The sequence below is a fragment of the Calothrix sp. CCY 0018 genome (genome assembly GCF_963920925.1).
Classification (GTDB): domain Bacteria; phylum Cyanobacteriota; class Cyanobacteriia; order Cyanobacteriales; family Nostocaceae; genus Rivularia.
Window position 1 is genome coordinate 26068 of record NZ_CAWUDI010000018.1, and the last position, 18255, is coordinate 44322.

At 37.6% G+C, this 18255-nt stretch carries 17 protein-coding genes and 2 pseudogenes; 9 read left to right on the plus strand and 10 right to left on the minus strand.

What is annotated here, in order from left to right; genetic code table 11:
- Nucleotides 1–450: 450 nt before the first annotated feature.
- Nucleotides 451–2667 (plus strand): caspase family protein, encoded by a 2217-nt coding sequence (locus ACM03V_RS14730; RefSeq protein ID WP_414621541.1) that lies wholly within the window; start codon nt 451–453, stop codon nt 2665–2667.
- 128 nt (nt 2668–2795) lie between these two features.
- Here ACM03V_RS14730 and ACM03V_RS14735 read toward each other — a convergent pair whose 3' ends face one another.
- Nucleotides 2796–3023 (minus strand): CHAT domain-containing protein, encoded by a 228-nt coding sequence (locus ACM03V_RS14735; protein ID WP_414621542.1) that lies wholly within the window; start codon nt 3021–3023, stop codon nt 2796–2798.
- Here ACM03V_RS14735 and ACM03V_RS14740 point away from each other — a divergent pair.
- Genes ACM03V_RS14740 through ACM03V_RS14750 form a run of 3 tightly spaced genes read left to right on the plus strand, consistent with a single transcriptional unit; the run spans nt 3014 to nt 4353 of the window.
- Nucleotides 3014–3373, plus strand: coding sequence for an XRE family transcriptional regulator (locus tag ACM03V_RS14740; RefSeq protein WP_414621543.1), 360 nt, complete (start codon nt 3014–3016; stop codon nt 3371–3373). The two genes, ACM03V_RS14735 and ACM03V_RS14740, sit on opposite strands and share 10 nt — an antisense overlap.
- Nucleotides 3374–3428: 55 nt before the next feature.
- Complete coding sequence (locus ACM03V_RS14745; RefSeq protein WP_414621544.1) at nt 3429–4088, plus strand: hypothetical protein; 660 nt, start codon at nt 3429–3431, stop codon at nt 4086–4088.
- Nucleotides 4075–4353: a hypothetical protein gene (locus tag ACM03V_RS14750; protein ID WP_414621545.1), complete on the plus strand. Its 279-nt coding sequence runs from the start codon at nt 4075–4077 to the stop codon at nt 4351–4353. Before ACM03V_RS14745 ends, ACM03V_RS14750 begins: the two co-directional genes overlap by 14 nt.
- Before the next feature lie 244 nt (nt 4354–4597).
- Here the strand turns inward: ACM03V_RS14750 and ACM03V_RS14755 are convergent, their stop codons facing one another.
- The gene (locus tag ACM03V_RS14755) at nt 4598–4750 is read right to left on the minus strand and encodes a hypothetical protein (RefSeq protein ID WP_414621546.1); all 153 of its coding nucleotides are present in this window, start codon (nt 4748–4750) and stop codon (nt 4598–4600) included.
- 181 nt (nt 4751–4931) lie between these two features.
- Between ACM03V_RS14755 and ACM03V_RS14760 the strand changes: the two genes are divergently transcribed.
- Nucleotides 4932–5168 carry a helix-turn-helix domain-containing protein gene (locus ACM03V_RS14760; RefSeq protein ID WP_414621547.1) on the plus strand — a complete coding sequence of 79 codons (237 nt, stop codon included), beginning with the start codon at nt 4932–4934 and terminating at the stop codon, nt 5166–5168.
- A 170-nt stretch (nt 5169–5338) separates the two neighbouring features.
- On the opposite strand, the gene ACM03V_RS14765 is transcribed toward ACM03V_RS14760, so the two are convergent.
- Together ACM03V_RS14765 and ACM03V_RS14770 are read right to left on the minus strand one after the other, a co-directional pair.
- Nucleotides 5339–5752, minus strand: a complete 414-nt coding sequence (locus tag ACM03V_RS14765; RefSeq protein ID WP_414621548.1) for an Hsp20/alpha crystallin family protein — start codon at nt 5750–5752, stop codon at nt 5339–5341.
- Nucleotides 5753–6061: 309 nt separating this feature from the next.
- A complete protein-coding gene (locus ACM03V_RS14770; RefSeq protein WP_414621549.1) occupies nt 6062–7066 on the minus strand; it encodes an HNH endonuclease in 1005 nt (334 codons plus the stop codon).
- 275 nt (nt 7067–7341) lie between these two features.
- Here ACM03V_RS14770 and ACM03V_RS14775 point away from each other — a divergent pair, with 275 nt between their 5' ends.
- From ACM03V_RS14775 to ACM03V_RS14785, 3 genes and pseudogenes are all read left to right on the plus strand, one after another.
- Nucleotides 7342–7995, plus strand: a complete 654-nt coding sequence (locus ACM03V_RS14775; protein WP_414621550.1) for a PEP-CTERM sorting domain-containing protein — start codon at nt 7342–7344, stop codon at nt 7993–7995.
- 320 nt (nt 7996–8315) lie between these two features.
- Nucleotides 8316–8546, plus strand: a pseudogene (locus ACM03V_RS14780) (phosphopantothenoylcysteine decarboxylase); the annotation flags it as partial.
- A gap of 235 nt (nt 8547–8781) precedes the next feature.
- Nucleotides 8782–9348 (plus strand): annotated as a pseudogene (locus tag ACM03V_RS14785) (N-acetylmuramoyl-L-alanine amidase family protein); the annotation flags it as partial.
- 58 nt (nt 9349–9406) lie between these two features.
- Here ACM03V_RS14785 and ACM03V_RS14790 read toward each other — a convergent pair.
- Nucleotides 9407–9502 (minus strand): IS1096 element passenger TnpR family protein, encoded by a 96-nt coding sequence (locus ACM03V_RS14790; protein WP_414621623.1) that lies wholly within the window; start codon nt 9500–9502, stop codon nt 9407–9409.
- 1074 nt (nt 9503–10576) lie between these two features.
- On the opposite strand from ACM03V_RS14790, the gene ACM03V_RS14795 reads away from it, so the two are divergent.
- A complete protein-coding gene (locus tag ACM03V_RS14795) occupies nt 10577–11131 on the plus strand; it encodes a carboxymuconolactone decarboxylase family protein (protein WP_414621551.1) in 555 nt (184 codons plus the stop codon).
- A gap of 137 nt (nt 11132–11268) precedes the next feature.
- Here ACM03V_RS14795 and ACM03V_RS14800 read toward each other — a convergent pair whose 3' ends face one another.
- From ACM03V_RS14800 to ACM03V_RS14820, 5 genes are all read right to left on the minus strand, one after another.
- A complete protein-coding gene (locus ACM03V_RS14800) occupies nt 11269–12519 on the minus strand; it encodes an NAD(P)/FAD-dependent oxidoreductase (protein WP_414621552.1) in 1251 nt (416 codons plus the stop codon).
- 116 nt (nt 12520–12635) lie between these two features.
- Nucleotides 12636–13352 (minus strand): class I SAM-dependent methyltransferase, encoded by a 717-nt coding sequence (locus ACM03V_RS14805; protein ID WP_414621553.1) that lies wholly within the window; start codon nt 13350–13352, stop codon nt 12636–12638.
- A 100-nt stretch (nt 13353–13452) separates the two neighbouring features.
- Nucleotides 13453–14583, minus strand: a complete 1131-nt coding sequence (locus ACM03V_RS14810; RefSeq protein ID WP_414621554.1) for an alpha/beta fold hydrolase — start codon at nt 14581–14583, stop codon at nt 13453–13455.
- A 115-nt stretch (nt 14584–14698) separates the two neighbouring features.
- Nucleotides 14699–16198, minus strand: a complete 1500-nt coding sequence (locus ACM03V_RS14815; RefSeq protein ID WP_414621555.1) for an amino acid adenylation domain-containing protein — start codon at nt 16196–16198, stop codon at nt 14699–14701.
- Nucleotides 16195–17340, minus strand: a complete 1146-nt coding sequence (locus ACM03V_RS14820) for an acyl-CoA dehydrogenase family protein (RefSeq protein WP_414621556.1) — start codon at nt 17338–17340, stop codon at nt 16195–16197. The genes ACM03V_RS14815 and ACM03V_RS14820 overlap by 4 nt, the downstream gene beginning before the upstream one ends.
- Nucleotides 17341–18255 lie beyond the last annotated feature (915 nt).

Consider the following 18255-nt stretch of genomic DNA (forward strand, 5'->3'; position numbering starts at 1 on the left):
GGGTATGCAAAAATCTATTTTTTTGCTGCTAGTCGGTAGGAGAAAAATGTAGTTGCTTGATATCAAATCCGTTTGTATCGTAATTATATATTTTTAACGCAAAGTGACGCGGAGGTAAGCGCAGAGGAACGCAGAGTTTTTTTGCACATACTTTTTATCATTCCGATGTAAGGGTATGCAACTTTACATAAACTTAAACTGTGTATGTCAAAACTTTAAAAACATCAGCGGTAATACGTAGCAAAATGTAACATTCTATTGCTGGTATTCCTTCTCGTTAACTATGATGGGCTGCATTTTATTCCTGTTTATAGGACTTTCGCGAAAAAAGCGGGGAATTGTATTCCCCGATGGTTTGAGAATAACGAGAAAAACTGCATACCCCTACAAATCTCAGATATATAAATAATCAAACATCGTTCATTCCAACAATCCATAATCAAAAATCCTATGAAACGTCGTCATTTTTTACAATTCACTGGTTCTGCATTAACTGCAATTGGTATCAGTCAGCTAGATATTATCCAGCAGGGGAATAAATACACAAAAGCTCTCGCACAAAATAAGGGACGTAAATTAGCTTTATTGGTAGGAATTAATAATTACTCTGCGGATATTGGAGCTTTGAGGGGTTGTGTCAATGATGTGTTGTTACAAAAACAATTATTAACTTATCGTTTTGGTTTTAATCCCCAAGATATACTTACCCTCACAGACTCACAAGCGACTCGCCAAGGTATTCTAACTGCATTTGAAGAACATTTAATTAAACAAGCTAAACCTGGGGATACCGTAGTATTTCACTTTTCGGGACACGGTGGACAAGTTGAAGATCCAGATAAAGATAGCCCCGACGGACTCAATAGTACGCTGATTCCGATTGATTCTCAATCTAATTCCTCTGGTGGTGTAGTGCAAGATATCATGGGACATACGCTGTTTTTACTCATGTATGCGCTGAAAACGGATAATGTCACTGTTGTACTAGATAGCTGTCATTCTGGCGGTGCAAAACGTGGTAATTTTGTAGTGCGATCGCGTAATAGTAGCAAAAAATTACAAATTAGTCCCAACGAAATTGAATATCAACGCTCCTTGTTAAAACGACTCAATCTTTCTCCTCAAGAGTTTATCAGATTACGCCGTCAAAATATCGCCAAAGGAGTTGTTATTGCTTCTGCAAAACGGGAACAATTAGCGGTTGACGCTTCCTTTGATGACTTCTCCGCAGGTGCATTTACTTATCTATTTACTCAATACCTTTGGCAACAACCAGAAAATGCATCTGTTAAAAGAATATTAGTTGATGTTAGTCGCAGTACTGATATATATTCTGACACAAAAGGTTACAACCAAATTCCTGAAATAGAATTAAATACTAAACAACCCAATCCACCACTTTACTTTACTCCTTTTAATACAAATTACGCCGAAGCGGTAGTTACTAAAATTAATGGTAATCAGGTAGATTTATGGTTAGGTGGTGTAGATTCCGAATCTTTAGCAGCCTTTGAGAAAGATGCAGTTTTTACGGTTGCTGACGGTGGAGGAAAAGGACTTGTAAAATTAGAATCTCGTCAAGGTTTGGTTGGTAAAGGTAGATTAATTAAAGCCGCACAATTAAAACCAGGAACGCTTTTACAAGAAAGAATTCGAGGTATTCCCGCAAATCTTAAGTTAAATATCGGACTTGATGATGCTCTCGACGGTAACACTCTTACTGAAGCAAAACAAGCTTTTCAAGCAATCAACCGCGTATCTGCTTTACCTTTAAGACTGCAAGAAGTACAATATATCTTCGGTGCGATGACGAGTGCAAGACATGGGGATTTTCAAAAACGTCGCATCTCGAATCTTCCACCAGCAGGTAGTTACGGATTATTTTTAGCAACATTAGACGAAATTGTTCCTAAATCTTTTGGAGATTCGGGAGAAACAGTTACAGCCGCAATAAAACGTTTAACACCTAAATTTAAATCACTTTTAGCAGCGCGAATTGTGAAACAAATGCTGGGTAATACTAATACTTCAAAAATCAAAGTTACCGCTTCTATGAATATAGCTGGTAGCCAAAAAGTTATCGCTGAGACTTTTCCAGTTAGGGGTTTAAAAAAAGGAGCCAATCAAACCGCACCTGTAAAACCAACAGTAATTACAGAAAACGGTATTCCTAAATTACCCATCGGTACACAAGTTGCATTTCAAATTGAAAATCTTGAATCCGTCCCGCTTTATATTAGTATTTTAGTCATTGATGCTGCTGGTGACATGGCGGTAATATTTCCTAATGATTGGGGTGTTTCTGACGATGCAGCATTATTAAGTGCAGGTGAAAAACGCATAATTCCCAGCCAGGAAGACGGATTTAAATTAACAGTTGGTGAACCATTTGGAATGACTGAAGCGTTAATTCTTGCCAGTACATCTCCATTACGGACTTCTCTCAAAGCGCTCAAAGAAATAGCACGTTCGAGAGGTATCAATAAACGTGCATTTGGTACAACAGAAGATGAATTTTTGGACGTTACGGATAAATTACTGTCGGATTTAGATACTGCTACTCGTGGTGGTTTAAATGTCGAAGGAGTAGAGTTACCAGCAGGAGTACGGGGAGTTGATACCAACAAACTTGCAGCAATGGGGATACGCTTTAGCGTCGCTCTTTAGGGCGATCGCTTTTGATGTGGTTGGTTGAATCGACTTCTGGCAACATTCTTACACCACCGGGGAATTGCATTCCCCGGCTAATTACCAATTTCTTTCGTCAATATCGTCTCCCCAATCCTTAATCCTACTTAAATCCAATTGCCCAACAACACATAGGCACCCCAATAATAGGGTGATGCATATTTTGATTCTTTCAAAATTTTAATTTGTGCGCGACGTAAGGCTTCTGCTTTGGATATACCCGTTTCTTTCGCTTTTACCAGTTGTGCATAAAAAGCACTCATTGAATCTGTATTAATGCGAATATCACCACCTTTACTGCTCACAACAATATACAAAAATTGCGATGCTGACAAGTGGTAACAGTAAAAAACAAATTACAATGATAGATATTGAACATATTGCCACATTTAGGTGGACAACTGAACAAGCATCTAAGTTACAGTCTTTACGGGGTAATATGTCCCGCCGTGAATTATCTTTAAAAACTCAAGAATTGGGCTTGCGGGTTGCACATCAATATATTCAACAGCTAGAACAACCACATTTATTCACCAAACGTATTAAGAGTGGCACTTTGACGGTTTCGATTGAACTTCTCAACGTGCTTTGTACTGCTCTTGGAACAGATGTCACTGATTTTTTTAATTCCGCCAAAATTTTAACTGTTGTTGGGTCTAAAATACTACCTGAGACAGTAAAATAAAAATAGACATAAAGGCGATCGCGTACAGTTGTTAGAAGTAATAGAAGAATCATGTATGATAGACAGCTATCTTGAATGGATAAATCATGCTTTCAATCATCCGGTTGATGAGACAAAATGGCATTTCGATGTTAATGCACCGTACTTTGAGGTGAGCGATATAGAGTTTACTTCTCTATTTATAAAAACAATGGATAGATGTGGCATTGACTTGTTACAATTCGATGATGCTCAGGTCAATCAGGGACTTTGGTATATTTTCTTTAATGCCTGCTCTGATTATATGTTCCAACTAAAGAGTGTTTCTGTTCCTCGTGAGGATAAAGCAAGAGCAATTGTTGCTATCAAACATTTGTATTCTGACTGCTTTGAAAAACGTTGTACTCCCACTCTGAGCCATCTTGATGAGCCTGGTTCACCGTTAAATAGTATTTGTTATATGTTATGGGATCTTACTCCTCTTAATTACTGGGAAGGCTGTGATGATAAAGAGTTTTTATATGAACAGGTTATTGCCGTCTACGCATTTGCTCTTAAATCACCAAATATTGCTTGTGTGGAAAGTGCATTGCATGGGCTTGGTCACACCCATATGGAAGCACCAAAGTTAGTGGAGCAAGTTGTGGATGAATTTCTGCGGGAGAATAAGTTTTTTAATGAAAACGAAGACCTGCTGTCTTATGTAGAATATGTAAAAACTGGTGCTGTTTTGTAGTTTGGTTGTCGTGGCGTTCTTCGCCGATGTCTTGAAGTGCGTATCGTTAATCGTGAAACCGCAAAACCTAAATAAAATCGATTCGCTCTTATGTCCAGCATCAACTACCACTTCTCAAACAGAGGATTTGGCGCGATCGCTCTTTACACTCTGCTTTATGGAGGTGCGATCGCTCTTAACTGCAAATAGAGCGATCGCTTCGAGTAAAGCGAAACGCAGATCGCCACTTATGGGAGAAGCCCTGTCGGTAGTTGCAGAGTACTGAGCGTGAAAAAGAACCTATTCGCAATTTGTTGTATGTATTTATACATATTTTTGGGAATATTGTAGTAATATTGACAGTGTTTGCTGTTCAAATACAAACATTTAAGCTTGTAAATTCCGTATATACATAGCTCAGGCTGTGCAAAACATCGAATTATAATTAGGCAATATTTCAGTAAAAATATTTAGAGACGCTAGTGGTTTGATGTAGCTAATATAGCTGTTATATCACTCACTACGTCATTTTATGTCGTGGTTCTTAAACTAAATGGCACGATGCCGCTTACGTCTGCTAATCTCGCTGCTGCTCGAACGCTAGCTTTCCCTCTACCTTGGGCATCAACTTCAATTTCTGATTTTGTCTGCTCAACAACATCAGCCAATGATAACTGTGTCATAATTTCAACTGCTCCTTATTTACGTTTTGGGCAGAGCGGGCACGTTACTCTTGCCGGAGGGTGCCTGTTCTTTATCTTCTGATTGTATACTGATGTACGACACTTGTTGACTGATGTACAACAATAATATATATTAAATGTAGGACGACAGTTTACATGTTAGAGATGTTGAACGGTAAATATGGTGAAAATCAGGCGTTATGTAGATGTTGAGGCATCTGGAATAGGAGAGAAAATTAAGCAAGCTAGAAAGGCATCGGGGCGATCGGTTGAAGTTTTAGCGGGAGCAGCGGGGATTAGTCGCACCTACTGGCATGATGTTGAGGCAGAAAGGATACGCGATGCTTTACCTGAAAACACTCTTAGAAGAATTGAGCAAGTACTTGATGTTGATTTTGGAGTCAAATTTGACGATTAACCTCAAGACGCAAATTAATTTATCTTCTCATTACTACCGTTTATAGTAATGAGGTAGTGGCTTTCGATGCTTGCGATCGCGTTTCCACCATAAACAAAAAAAAGCCCAGTTGACTTAACAACCAGGCTTCACACATTACAACGTCACACTGCACTTACGTACAAGAAACCTTAATTTTGCTCCAAGCTAACTTTAACTACCTTGTTCTTTTCTTCTTCGCTTTTAGGTAGTGTCAAGTTCAAAATACCGTCTTTATATTCTGCGGTAACGTTAGTATTTTGAATTCTTACTTTGAGGGGAATTACACGCTGGAACTTACCGTAGTAGAATTCAGAACGAGTATCATCTTTATGCTCTGCTTTGCGTTCTGCAATTACTTTGACTGCATTGGCGGTAACTTCAATATCTACATCTTCAGGCGACATCCCAGGAAGTTCGAGTCTTAAATGCAGCGCATCTTCAGTTTCGGTCAGTTCGGCTGCTGGAGTTCTAAATGCTGGTGTTTGAATATCTTCAAAAACCCGGTCAAGTTGACGTTGCATTGCGTTCATTTCTGCCCAAGGATTGTAACGTGCAATAGCCATATCTTTTTAACTCCTAGATGGAAGGTTTAGTTAATGAGTAGTTTTAATTTGTTTCTTTGATTCCTATAGTAGTGATTATTAAATGAGTAGTAAATTCGGTTTTTATCACTAATTAATTGATGAATACCGACCAATTAAATAAGGTTAATTAGAGGTACGGTAAACTGTAATATTATTGATACGGTTTACTCGATAACATTCTTTGATTTTTATACTTAAGCTGCTAACTATATTTAAGAGACGCAAATGAATAGTTTAGAACGACAGTCGTTCACGCAGCGATTAGACCTGCCGTAGGCATCACACTCCTTAACCCGCACTAATTGAACTTCCCCATTTCTCAGCAACTTCCACTCCAAAGCCTCCAGCTTCCAGGTGACGACCCAGCGATTCGATGATGGGCATAGCAATACTAATCCCAAACAAAGCATTAAAACCCGCAACAACTATTGGCGCAGATAATAGAACTGCAAATTCGGGTAACAAAGCCAACACCGCAATCAAAATTATGAAAACAATTGGTGTCGCAATCCCCGCTGCCTTAGCTGCCTCAAAAATTAACTCTTTGTACTTATCAACAGTAATATCACCTCGGTAAAGGTCGAGCGAGTAAGAAATCGCCGTCACTATAACTTGCGTGAGAATCGCCGTTCCCGTTGCAGTAATACCAAGACGGGCAATAGTTCCCGAATTCACAATTATCGAATCAATTGCGTTGTATACCCGAATATGAAACTGTTCGCCGACCGTCATCACCTTAGCACCGCGACGGATGTTATCAGCGCCTACTTCCCAAACAATGTTGTCTGCACTATTCGAGCCACCTTGCGATCGCGGATAGATATGACTGCCGTGCTTATCCCGAAGAAACTCTCTAATTGCACGTTCTTGTCCTTCAAGCTTAGATGTACCGGGAATTTTCTCGAATAATTTCATCACATCGGCATCGCTTCTCGGCGCATCCCCTACCCTAACCCCCGCTCGATACCGCAGACGTTGAGCAATTTTCGGCATTTCTGCTGCTAGCTCTTGGGCAGTTTTCGGTACATCAGCAAGCGAATTAACAATTGTCATACCTGCCGCACTAGCATCAACTGCCACTGTTTTGACGTTTTCTATTGCTCGGTCGATTGCACTTATAGTTTTTACGGACTGCTCTTTGACACTTTCAACAGTAGATAGAGTCGAATTTATAGCGGTATCCGCATTCGTTTTAGCCGCATCCAAGGCTTCATTAACACGAGTTGCCGTTTCTTCAACAGCATTTTTGGCTGTGTCAGCTAACTTACTCGCTTCAATAAATAAATTTATCATATATATAGTTGTGAAAACGCCTTTATCATCGCTTATAGGCGATAGAGTAATTATTAAATTATCACCATAACAGTAAATTTTTGCAAGTAGTTTGTATTTTATATTACTTAAACTTTAATTATGGCTGAACCTCATGACCTCAATATAATTGACACTAGATATGCAGCATTAGTTGCAATTTTGCTGCGATCGCCCATGATGAGAGCCGAGTTTAGCGATCGCTCTGATTAATTATCCGTAATATCACATTTTTTGTTAAGCTAATCTTGATACAAATGTTAGTATCAGTACACTTAAACAAAAAATCTCAGATTTTGACCTTAATAAAAAATCTAGCTTTACTGTCTGCCACAGTTTTCGCTGCCACATCTGGATTACTTTTCGGGACAATGCAAGTCGCTTTTGCATTAAATTGGAACTGGAATTATTCTGGCACTGGCATCGCGGCGGACGGTACTTTCATTACTAATGACACCCCTAACAATTTGGGCTTTTACCAGATTTTGGGAATTACAGGTACGCGCAATAGTGAAACAATTACTGGCTTGCAAGCTGCCGGGACTCCAATACCGGGCAACGAACCTTTTAATGTTGACAATTTAATTAGTCTTAACGCTCAGCAGTTAACGGGTGACGGTTTTGGGTATTCTACCTCTGGGGGAAATTTTGTTAGTCCGTTTTTTGCTAGTTTTTTACCGACACCGGGTTATTTAGAGGTTTTTTCTGCGCCGCCAATCTTACCAGGTTTTGAAAATTTGGTATCGCCCGATAGCGAGCTACCTGTTAGTTTTTCTGCAACTATAATAACTGTTCCCGAACCCACCTCTATCCTTAGCCTACTTGCCCTCGGCATTCTCGGCGCTGGTTTCCTGCCTAAACGCAAGAAGCTAACCTCTCAAAAAAGCCCATCTTTACTGTCGATGAAATAGCAATGCATTCAGGTTTGCAGTGCGATAGTATCCGTCAAAAGTCAGCTTTTTTATAGATGTTGAATATCGGGTTAGGGATCGCCTAACTTGCATACTGAAGCTGCAAACTCAGCAAAATGCTGTCAGTTCCCAGTTGATGGTTGAATATGGCATTGAGCCAGGATGCGTGTAAAAACCTGCAATATGCCCTCAAAAGGCTTGATGAGCGCGTTGTAAATAACGACTTTTTAACTTTAATGTAGCAAATTTACAAACCCTTACATGGTAAGGGTTTTTAGATCATTTTGCCGGAAATTACTTGTATCTCGGCTCAATGCCATATACTGACTCCAGCTTATGAGAAGTTGCAAAGAAAGAATTTAGATGCAATTATTGCTAATCCCATAGATCAAATTGGTAGCGGTTTCGGCAGCGATACGAATAAAGCTATATATATAGATAAGCAAGGGAAAGAAGTTGAGATTCCCATGTGTTCCAAGTTGGAAATGGCTCATCGGATATTAGACTTGGTTAATTATTCTCAGCAGATGGATCGGGAAAGTTGGACTTGACAAAAATTAAATTATGTGATTTGAAATATTGTGTATAGCCTTCTCCTAAAGCTAAAGAGTTGAAACTTTAAAATTCCAATCTCAAACCTCAAATCTAAAATTATTTTGGTCAAATAGGAGTTTAATAATAAGTAAAACCAATTTTATCGGAGTTTAATAATAAGTGAAACCAATTTTAGGTTTAGCGATCAGTTCCATATTCATTCCTTTACCAGCTTTTGCACAGGTACAATTACAACCATTATCTGGTATCAAAATTTTAGTGAACCCAGGACACGGAGGGCAAGAAACTGGTGCAGCTGGTCCAACAGGATACTTAGCTAAAGATGTCAGCTTGAGTGTATCTAAGTTGCTACGTGATGAACTGGTGTTAAGAGGTGCAATAGTGGTGATGACGCGAGAAGATGACATAGAATTAAGTTTATCTGATCGCCAAGCCATGATTGATCAACAAGAACCAGCCATAGCTATAACTATACATTACACAGCAGTACCTGACGACGGAGATGCGGAAAATAGCAAGGGTATTAGAACTTTTTGGTATCATTCCCAGGCTCATAGTCTAGCCGTTTTTTTGCATAATTATCTAGTTAACCAGCTAGAACGTTCATCAATGGGGGTGTTTTGGAATAACTTAGCTTTAACTCGTCCTTCTACAGCACCATCAGTAGTAATGGAACTGGGTTTTATGACTAATCCTGAAGAATTTGAATGGATAGTTAACACCAATGAACAAAAAAAATTAGCGCGAGTTTTGGCAGATGGTATTGTTGAGTGGTTTCAAAGTGTAACCACTCTGTAATTACCAATTGATAATTATTGATATTTTTTCTACTTTAACAATCCTTTTTATTAATGAATTACCAACCCATCACTATTTGAACAATTGAATGTAATGAAGATAGTTTAATATCGCTGTCAACCAAAACTCTTCTCCAAATCGGCGGTCGGATCAGCTACGCATTACAACAATAGAAGAAAGCTCTTATGTAGGCTCTTTATACTTACCAGCAATAGAAGGTGCATTCATTAGTTCTAAAGATAACTTTCATTATTCTTTTGCATTAGGTACTTAGTATAATCCTTATCCAGATTCTGCTCCTGGTGTAAAAAATAATATCGCTAACGATAATCCAAATATCCAAGGTTTATCCTCAGAATCGAGCTTAGGAATTTATGCAAAAGCAAAGCTCAAATGGGTATTTGATGATATTAAACTTAATAAGAAAAATCAACTAAAAACTCGCTTGGTTCACATCCCCTACTTCTCAGCTAATTGGAATTCTTCTGCTAATCGACTTAACGTATCTTCTGCTCAAGCAGGATATACATTATTCATGCAAAAACCGAAACTAACCCTAAGTGTTTCTAACTTATTAACATTTACTCCTCAGATGTTAAATGCTTTCACTAGTTTAGTCATCTCACAAATGCTGAAGTAGAGTTAAGAGAACTGGTTGTAGAGAATCAGGATGCAACGTTAGTAGAGTTATGTGAATTATTTGCATTGAAGTCTGGAAATTGGGTGAGTCGAACTGCAATGTGTCGTTGAGAGACAAAAGTTAGGATTGAATCGTAAAAAAAAACATTGCGGAGTAGCCAAGCGGCAACTGAAAGAGTCCAAAAACTAAGAGTAGAATACTGGGAAAGTGTAAGAAATACAAATCCAGAAAATTTAGTATTTCCTTTCCGGAGACAGGGGTTTTACTCGGCTTGATAAGAACTCATGCGCGTTCACAACTAGGAACAAGAGTGTACGAGCTAAAACCATTTTACAGGGGTGCAAAAGTTACAGTAATTGGAGCAATTAGTATTAAAGCTGTAGAAATATATATTTATTGATTCAGAGGGACTTTTAGCCGTACATCAGCATACGCTTGCTATAAATGCAGCAAACAAGGAAAATGGAAAAAGAATCAAGAATGATAAAATTTCAATTAGAAATGATAGAATTTTTGAGAATAATAAACAGAGTTATTGACAATATAAATTCAGCGGTTCTTTAGCAAGGATTTTAGAAAAGCAAGCTAATGGCATACATCTCGTTACCTGATTCTAATCCTGGAATACTCGGTCTTTTAAGTACATATCCTGAAACTGGGCAAATTTTGTTAGCTCTTACTCAGCAAATTTTACGCGGTAGGTCTTCTTTATCTTCCGCTGAACGGGAACTGATCGCGGCGAGCGTGTCTCGCGCTAATGAATGCATGTTTTGTGCCCAGGCTCATGCATCAGCTGCTTGCAATCTCTTACCCAAGGACCAAGTTTCAATTGTCGAAGAAGTAATAACTAAGCAAAACTTATCTGTTTTGTCAGAAAAAATGCAAGCTTTTATCGAGTTAGCTTTAGCTGTACAAAAAGGTGGGCAATTCGTCGATCAATCCCATATAGATCGCGTGCGTGAAGTTGGTGCAGACGATAAAACAATTCATGACATCGTACTGATTGCAGCTGCTTTTTGTATGTTTAATCGGTACGTTGATGGTCTTGGAACATGGACTCCAGAGAATGCGGACATATACAAAAGTATTGGTCAGAAAATTACTACTGATGATTACCTGAGTGTCCCAACTCTCCCAGATTGACCGAAAATAATAGGATACAAGCCCTGTGGTTCTAGCATGGCTTATAGCACACTTGTTGTACGGTTCATCGATTTTTTGGTTCTTGAGTATTTGATATCACAAGTAATCAAGAACCAAAATTTTTACTTTCCAATACTTTATGCAGATTTTATTGACAGCTCCTTAGTTAAGGCTTGCCGCATCATTTTTATTGCTGGGAACTCTTCAACTTGATGAATATCTCCTCCTAGTAAATGAACAATATCTTTTCTGAGCGTGCTTTTAGCCTGGTAGCCGAAGAAAGTTGGATATTGCCAAAAGTAGAGGACCAGATCTTGTGCTACATTCTGTCCCCGGTTACAAAATGTAGCATATTCTTGGAAGTGGTGGGTATAGTTATTATCAGCTAATGCTTTATTAATCGCTATACTAGCTTGTTTCGCCTCAACCATTCCTAAAGAAACCCCAAAACTAAAAATTGGATCGCAAAAACGATGAGCATCTCCAACACAAAGCCAACCATTACCCACAAATGGATCGACAGAGTAGGAGTAATTAGAAATTGTCCGTACCGTTCCATAGGAAAGATTTTCAACCCGTCTTTTGAGATCGGGGTTAATATTTTCCAATCCCCACTCTAAAACTTCTTGTTTACCGCCACATTCAGCCATTTTAGAAGTAGGGACAACAATACCAATGCTGACGGTATCTTCGGAAATGGGAATAAACCAAGCCCAATGATACAGTTGAGCATAAAACAAAAATGTATTATTTCCCATTGCACCCGGATCGCGAATAGCATCTTTAAATTGAGTAAAAACAGCTACTTGTTTTTTAAAAGTGTCGTAATTGCGACGTTCTCCTGCAACTTTCTGGCGGGAAAGAAATGTTGATTGTCCGCTAGCATCGGCAACAACTTTAGCACGAATTTTGATTGCTTTTTCTTCACCTTTGGGGATATATTTAACACCAACAACTTTATCAGCTTCTTTTAATATTTCTTTTACAGTGCCATAGCGATGTTCAATACCAAATTCAATCGCTTTATCAAGAAGCATCCGATCAAATTCTTCTCTTCGTACCTGCCAAGTTGGACGTAAAACTGGAACAAAAAATTCGCTTTTGGCATCTCTACCAAGAACTTTAACTCCTCCTTTCACAGGAAATTGATGTTGAGACATTTCTGTCTCCAATCCTAATTCAGCCAGAATGGTTCCTACCATACCAGTTAAAGACTCTCCAATATGATATCGGGGAAAGGATTCCTTTTCGATAGCCAATACAGACACACCTGAAGCAGCAAGATAAGCACCTAAAGTTGAACCAGATACACCACATCCAATCACGACAACATCAAAACATTCTTCTGAACATTCTTCTGAGATTGGAAATTTAATTTGATTTGACATTATGTTTGTATCCTTTTTTTATTAGTTGTTAAGGGTTAATTCTTCTGCTTATAGAAGCAGATTGGGTTGTATCGGCGTTTTAATCCCGATACAACACATAATTGTAAATTGGTTAATTAACTATGTTGAAGACTACGTATGATGAAATACTTAGCAGGCAGTTTTATGAATTCGTCGTTAAAATTAGCATTAGTGGCAATGAATGTTTCTCCTGATTCCAATAAGGAAAAATCCGACGGAGGAAATAAGCTTTGGATATCTTCTAAACTAACTGCACCTGGTTTAATTTTGGACTCTAAAACCTTGGCTAATCCTAGTGGTATTTCCTGGTTTTGGATTTTTTGTTGAAGCAAATTATGAGCTTGGGAAGAAAGCTCCACTATATATATACTTCCTGTATCTCCCAGCAAAGTTTTTAATTGTTCTGCTATTAGAGGGCGTTCTTGATGCTCAATTTGATGCAAAACACCCCGCAGATAAATATTTGCATCACCGAACCGCTCATGAATTTGTTGTGTTTGTTCTAAACTATCTATAACGTAGTAAGTAATAGATAATCCTGTCTTTTGTGCTTGAAAGCTTGCCAATTCTATCGCTTTATGACTAATTTCTAACCCAATCACTTGACTGAAATGCTGGGCAAAAAACTGAGTTTGCGTGCCGTCTCCACAGCCAAAATCAATTAGTGGTAAATGAGAGTCTTTTAAAAAAGGCTGGAAATGTTCAAAATCAAGTTTGACACCTAGAAGATGTGGAACATTCCACAAGACTTCAGAAGAGTCATTAATACTACTCCAATATCTATCCCAGTTTTGTCGATCTTCTATTAGCATATTAGCTATTCCCTTTATGGTCTAAGTTTACCTATCAAAATTTCGACTTCCGCGTTTCTGTGTCTTTGTATCAGTTTCAAAGAAGGTTACTTTCACAGAGCTAGGAGTAATTATGTTTAAGAAAATTCTTAATTAAAAAGAGCAATTCTTCTGGTTGTTCGCTAGGTGAAAAATGACCGCACCGTGCCAACCAATCCAATTGAGCATCGGGTAGTTTTTCTGATAACTTGAGTACATCTGCTTGAGGAATAATGTTATCTTCTTCACCAGCAACAATTAACGTCGGAACTTTTATATCTTCAAAACAAGATTGCATAAATTCAAATCCTCCTCGATCTAAAAAACTCTGATATGCAGGGCGAGAAAGAACTCCATCGATTAACTTTTGCAAAGACTTAGTAAGTTTGGGAGAACGATAATATGCAGCCTCCATAAATTTTTTAGGAGATTCGGACAAATCCATCAAATATTCCCACCATGTAGTTGGGTTTTGAATAAAACCAAATCCTGTAATCACCAAAGCCTTAACTGAGTGTGGTTTTAAACGACTAATTGCTGCACCAATTATGGCTCCGGCTGAACTACCTACTAAAACCCACGGCTGGGGTATTTCTTGAGTTTCCAATAAAGTTAAAACAGCTTGAATATTGTCAGCATAATTTGGACTGTCGCTATCTATAGATGACAAACCAAATCCTAATAAATCAATTGCGATCGCAGTTTGCTCTCCTTTTAAACTTAGTAGCATATTTCCCCAACTGCTAGAAGGATTTCCTACCCCAGGTAAAAATACGTAACTGTAATCAGTATTGCCTGTTACTTGAAGATAATGTAACTCTCCTTGCTGTTGCGTTAATTGTAATTTGTGGCGTTTAATTCCAGCAGATTCTAAAATTTTTAGAGAGTCTGTTAAAGATTTAATGTAAGGATCTAAATGACTTTCTAAAGATGATGATTGAGCATTTGTTTCTTGGATTAAATCTACCATTTGAGCAATGGCAGCAACAGATTGAAAATTCTCTGGGGTAACAGCTTCATCAGGTACCCTTACATCAAAGGTATCTTCAATTTTTGCAATTAAAGAGACCATTGCTAAAGAATCTAAAATACCAATAGCTAGTAGAGGAGTATCTATGTCTAAACCACTATCTTCACTTTCCAAAATTTCTGCGTTGATAAAGGCAATAAGTTCTGCCTGAATCTTGGTGTCATTTGTTATTGTGCTTGTCATCTTGTTGAACCAAAGTAAATGTGCTGATGATAATTCCGAAAATAGAATGTTTAAACAGTTTATGATTTTAGATTCTTACTTTAAGAGAAGTAAAAAACAAATATGGCGGATGATTTTAGCTATGATATCCTGCGGATTCAAGCAATTTATTTCTATCGATTTTTCCATTGGGATTCCGAGGTAAATATTCCAAAAAGTAAACTCGGTCAACAATCATATAACGAGGTAATCTTGAAGAACAATATTGCTTGATATCTATCAAAGATAAAGCATGATTTTTGGTAACTAGGAATGCCAATAAACGGGCTGCCATTCCTCGATCTGCTACAACAACAGCAGCTTCAATAATATCAAGATGGGAAAGCAGTGCAGCTTCTATTTCCCCCAATTCAATACGATAACCCCGTACTTTGATTAAAGAATCAATACGACCTATAAGAACATAATTTTCATCATCTTGCTTCCTAACAATATCGCCTGTAGCGTATGGTCTATTTTCCTGTGGTGCTTGGTTCCAATAACCTAACATAACCGTGGGTCCAGACACCATTAATTCTCCTTCTTCTCCTACCTCAATTACTTTTCCTTGACAACTAATTCCCCACACTTTATTACCAGAACAAGCTTTACCAATTGGGATTAATGCTGTTTGTTGTTCTGGAATATCTTTTACTTCAAAATAGGTACAAACATTAGTTTCTGTAGGTCCATATAAATTAAGTAAACGAATTGCTTGCCACTGTTGCCGTAACTGTCTTAGATATTTGATGGGAAAAACTTCTCCTGCAAAAAGTATAATTCTCAAGGAATGTTGCACTTCTAGTAAGTCGCCGTGCAGCATCATTAAGATCAAAACAGAAGGAACAGAATACCAGACAGTGATTTTCTCCTGAATCAAAAAGTTAATTAATCGAGATGGAAGATAGGCAATTCCTTCTGGAATTAGACAAACACAAGCTCCTATTAAAAAAGGTACATAGATATCTAGTACCGACAAATCAAAATGAAAAGGAGCGTGATTAGAAAATCTATCTGTAGATTGGGCATCGATTTCCTCCGCAGCCCATTTTATAAAGGCTAAAGCGTTCTGGTGACTCACACAGACTCCCTTTGGTTTACCAGTAGAACCTGATGTGTAAAGGATATAAGCCAAATCATGCTCGTCTTGAGGCAAACGTTCTATAGGTTGCTCGGAAAAAGACAATATATCTTGCCAAGTAATTCCTTGCCAAGATTTATCGATAGTTAAACACTTTATGTCTGCCAAATCATCTTTTAAAAGTTTTTCGGCACGAGAATAACTAGTAACGATTGCACTAAGTTGGCAGTCTCGTACAATAGTTGCGGCTCGCAGTACGGGACTCAAAGGATCTATGGGTACATAAGCAGCACTTAGTCTAAGAATCCCTTGCATTAAAGCGATAGCCACAGCAGATTTATCTAACCAAATTCCGACTCTACTTCCTTGTTGAACACCAAGTTGAGCTAAAGCCTGACTCAAACGATTTGCCAAAGCATCCAATTCGCCATAAGTAAGATTTTGTTCGGGCGATCGCACTGCCAAAGCCTGTGGTTGTTTACGAGCAGATTCTATGACTAAATCTGATAGATTCATAAACCTAGTCTCCTGGCAATTAAATCCCGTTGAATTTCTGAAGTTCCGGAAAACAGAGTTGTAGGAATAGAGTCTTGCAACATCTGTTCCATACCTGTTTCGGTTAAATAGCCAATACCACCGTGAATTTGTACTGCATCTAAACTAGATTGAATCGCCGCTTCACTCACTGCTAGTTTGGCTAAGGATACGTCCATAACAGCATCTTCACCTCTATCCATTAACCAACAAGCTCGATAAACCAACAAACGAGCCGCTTCCAATCTGAGTTTCATGTTAACTATCCGGTGAGAGATAGCCTGGTTTTTGCTAATCGACTTACGAAACTGTTTTCGCGTTGAGGCATGGGCAATAGTTTTCTCTAACTGGCGTTCCATCATGCCTAAATATGTAGCGAATAAACAACTCCTTTCCCATTGCATAGATTGAGCAAAGATAGTAGTCCCTTTTCCTTCTTCTCCGATTCGCTGCCTAGAAGGAACTCGGCAGTTTTTGAAGGTAACAGTACTAATTAAGGATGTGTGTAACCCCATTTTTTTGAAAGGTTCACCAATGTTCACTCCTGGTGTATCTCTTTCAACAACAAAGGCACTAATACCCATGTGTCCATGAGATGGATTAGTGGTTGCATAAACAACAAAAACATCGGCAATTGGGGCATTGGACACATAGCTTTTAGTTCCATTGATAATATATTCATCGCCCTCACGAATTGCTAGAGTTTGAAGATGGGAAATGTCCGAGCCTGCTTCTGTTTCTGTCATCGCATTTGCGCCAACTAATCTTCCAGAACACAGAGAAGGAAGAAAAACTTGCTTGAGTTCTTCACTGCCATACTCATAAATTGGCATTACACAAGCACATAAATGAGCTGCGACTGAAAAGACAAAACCCCTGTCTTCGCATACCTTGCCTAAAGCTTCTTCAACTCTAGCTGTGGTTAATGCATCCAGTCCCATGCCTCCATATTCTGTAGAAACAGATAAACCTAATAAGCCCACTTCCCCGCATTTTTGCCACTGACTGCAAGGAAAAAAGTTTTGATAAACTGCTTCAGAAGATATTTTTTTGAGATTACACTCGGCAAACTTCAGTGTTTGCTCATATAGTTCTTGCTGCTTTGGATTCCAATTAAAGTTCATGGACTTTTACCATCCTCTAAAAAGATATTTAGCAAGTATTATCTAAGGTAAATTTAAACATACCTCGTACTATACTATGGCATTTTTATACTAACAGAATGCTTTTGATCAAGGTCTTTTTAACTTTTTAAATATCCTTTAAACTTAATTTTCTTGAGAATTGAAGATTTGGTTTACTTGTTGTACAAAAACCTTAGTTTTGAAACAATAAGTTTTTTTATCATAAATTTTATATGAAATTTTAAAAAGCAAATCTCCAGATTTCAAGCTATAATTTTTGCTTTAAAGGTTATTTAAATAATTAAAAGCCTTATGTTCAATTTTACTTGAAATATTTTAACTACAAGAAGAGAAGCTTATAAAAAATATTTTTTGTAGAAAATCGGTAAGACCAATTTTTAAATTTTGAATTACAAAATAATATTTGAAAAGCATCCTTCTAGCAACGGCTTGACCAAAACGTACAAGTTTAAATTGAAAAACCAAAATTAATTATCCGCATCATCCGTTTTCATTAATTAAAATAGTACATTATGTTGTTAGTTGATTCAATATTTTTCGTAAAATAAAGAATGGTTTCTTTACATCTATTAGAGTAATAATTTTTTCAGACACCTTATAGTATAAATTTTTTATTTCCTTCAACTTATTTTCTTAATATAATTTAATTTTTTTTGCAATTGTATCTAAATAACACCTAATTAATTTTATTCATTGATAATATTCTTGAAAATTTTTATTGTCAATACATCCAAGCATATAAATTGTATGCTGTATGCATAAAATAAAATTATACAAAAATCTTGTTTAAAAAGTAATTCTATGCATATTTTTCAGATTGGCAATATTATCTATACAGTTATTACTATTGTGTACGTGTGTTGGCGAATTTTTGACAAATAGCAGTTATAGATA

What these genes read in the sequence shown, in the direction of transcription:
- ACM03V_RS14730 (WP_414621541.1), top strand. Translation starts at nt 451, where the DNA reads ATGAAACGTCGTCATTTTTTACAATTCACTGGTTCTGCATTAACTGCA.
- ACM03V_RS14740 (WP_414621543.1), top strand. Translation starts at nt 3,014, where the DNA reads ATGCTGACAAGTGGTAACAGTAAAAAACAAATTACAATGATAGATATT.
- ACM03V_RS14745 (WP_414621544.1), top strand. Translation starts at nt 3,429, where the DNA reads ATGATAGACAGCTATCTTGAATGGATAAATCATGCTTTCAATCATCCG.
- ACM03V_RS14755 (WP_414621546.1), bottom strand. Translation starts at nt 4,750, where the DNA reads ATGACACAGTTATCATTGGCTGATGTTGTTGAGCAGACAAAATCAGAA.
- ACM03V_RS14760 (WP_414621547.1), top strand. Translation starts at nt 4,932, where the DNA reads ATGGTGAAAATCAGGCGTTATGTAGATGTTGAGGCATCTGGAATAGGA.
- ACM03V_RS14765 (WP_414621548.1), bottom strand. Translation starts at nt 5,752, where the DNA reads ATGGCTATTGCACGTTACAATCCTTGGGCAGAAATGAACGCAATGCAA.
- ACM03V_RS14770 (WP_414621549.1), bottom strand. Translation starts at nt 7,066, where the DNA reads ATGATAAATTTATTTATTGAAGCGAGTAAGTTAGCTGACACAGCCAAA.
- ACM03V_RS14775 (WP_414621550.1), top strand. Translation starts at nt 7,342, where the DNA reads ATGTTAGTATCAGTACACTTAAACAAAAAATCTCAGATTTTGACCTTA.
- ACM03V_RS14795 (WP_414621551.1), top strand. Translation starts at nt 10,577, where the DNA reads ATGGCATACATCTCGTTACCTGATTCTAATCCTGGAATACTCGGTCTT.
- ACM03V_RS14800 (WP_414621552.1), bottom strand. Translation starts at nt 12,519, where the DNA reads ATGTCAAATCAAATTAAATTTCCAATCTCAGAAGAATGTTCAGAAGAA.
- ACM03V_RS14805 (WP_414621553.1), bottom strand. Translation starts at nt 13,352, where the DNA reads ATGCTAATAGAAGATCGACAAAACTGGGATAGATATTGGAGTAGTATT.
- ACM03V_RS14810 (WP_414621554.1), bottom strand. Translation starts at nt 14,583, where the DNA reads ATGACAAGCACAATAACAAATGACACCAAGATTCAGGCAGAACTTATT.
- ACM03V_RS14815 (WP_414621555.1), bottom strand. Translation starts at nt 16,198, where the DNA reads ATGAATCTATCAGATTTAGTCATAGAATCTGCTCGTAAACAACCACAG.
- ACM03V_RS14820 (WP_414621556.1), bottom strand. Translation starts at nt 17,340, where the DNA reads ATGAACTTTAATTGGAATCCAAAGCAGCAAGAACTATATGAGCAAACA.